This is a genomic window from Providencia heimbachae ATCC 35613, from assembly GCF_001655055.1.
GTDB classification, from domain to species: domain Bacteria; phylum Pseudomonadota; class Gammaproteobacteria; order Enterobacterales; family Enterobacteriaceae; genus Providencia; species Providencia heimbachae.
In genome coordinates, this window is record NZ_LXEW01000057.1 from 1 (window position 1) to 1,730 (window position 1,730).

The window sequence follows — 1,730 nt, forward strand, 5'->3', positions numbered from 1 at the left end:
TCATTCCGCAGCCAATTTCAGAATTAAAATAATGTGATCCAGTGATCGTTTACAAATGTTAGTGCGACAGACCTCTTGACCGCGATCCCCAGTTTTGATCTATTACTGTTATTTAACGGTCACTTTATTATGTCTGCTGCTCAACCTGTCATTAAACGCCTAGATCACTTAGGGCTGATCGCTGCTTTCTGCCATGAAATCGGTTTACCTGGTATTATTGATCGCGTCATTCCCAAGTACTCGGATCATAACGTTTCACATGGCGATGCGGTCTTGGCGATGATTCTCAATGGTCTTGGCTTTCACAGCAGAACGCTGCATATGTTTTCTGACTTTTTCGAGACGAAGCCTGTTGCCAAGTTGCTTGCTAAAGATATTGAAGCTCACCATTTAACGGACGATGTACTCGGACGCACGTTAGATGCTTTATATGAAGCAGATGTCTCCGCACTTTATCAAGCGATTGCAGAGCATGTCGTTGATAAGCTAGGACTTAAAACAGACTCTGTACACCTTGATATCACTAGCTTCCATGTCGATGGTGAATACGCCCAGGACGAAGATCTTAATGCCATCAAGCTGGTAAAAGGCTACAGCCGAGACCACCGTCCAGAGCTAAATCAAGTGGTCCTTGAGTTGATTTGCGAAAATCAAGCTGGCCTGCCTGTTTACATGCAAGCGCTTAGTGGTAACACCAATGATGCTAAGGCATTCTCAGAAGTCACTAAACGGCATATTCATTGCCTGAAGGCAGCTCAAAACAGTCGCTACTTCATTGCCGATGCCGCTTTATACACCGAAGAGAGCATTCGTTCACTGGATGAGCAACAACAGAAGTTTATTACGCGTGTTCCAATGACCATTAAATCAGCCAAAGAGGCCTTAATGAACCTTGAGCCAGAGCAGCTGAGCCATATCGGTAATGGCTACTCGGGTTGTTGGGTTGACGCTGATTATGGCTCGGTATCTCAGAAGTGGCTGTTGATTCATAGTGAACAAGCAACCAAGCGAGAACAGGTAACGTTTTATAAGAACTTAGACAAAAATATCACCAAAGAGCTGAAAGCGCTGGGACAACTAAAGAAAAAGCAGTTTGCTTGCGCAGTGGATGCCGAGCAAGCAATGAGCGACTTCGCCAACCAGTGTCATTTGCTTGGCTTCGCGCAATCAACCATCGTTAAAGAGCCAATTTATTCAGGTCGTGGTCGGCCGAAGAAAGATGAAAAGCCGACGGGATACCACTATTTGATAGATGCTACGCCTTATGCCGATCTAGAAAAGGTGAAACTGGCCAAGCTTAAAGTAGGTATGTTTATTCTCGCCACCAACGATACTGACAACACCGACCTAACAATGGTTGCATTGCTTGAACATTACAAGTCTCAGCAAAAGGTCGAGCGCGGCTTTCGCTTTTTGAAAAGCCCTGAGTTCTTAACATCATCAATTTTCCTGAAGAAACCTCAGCGAATCGAGGCACTACTGATGATCATGACGCTGAGCCTACTCGTCTACGCAAGCTTAGAGCACAAAATCCGAGAGAGTCTCACTAAGACCGAGGAATTCTTTCCTAGCATGGTAAAGAACAAGACGACAACTAAACCGACGGCACGTTGGGTATTCTTAAAATTCGAAGGTATCGACACACTCGAATTTGGCGGCCAAAGCTTCATAACGGGTGTTCAAGAGCATCAGACTCGGCTGCTTAAGCTTCTTGGTGTTCTGTATGAAGC

Annotated in this window: 1 protein-coding gene; it reads left to right on the top strand. The window is 45.1% G+C overall.

Translation table 11 applies throughout. The features are described from left to right. Nucleotides 1–129: 129 nt before the first annotated feature. Nucleotides 130–1,730, top strand: a 1,601-nt coding sequence (locus M998_RS19065) for an IS1634 family transposase (protein ID WP_068910362.1), incomplete at its 3' end; no start/stop codon positions are given.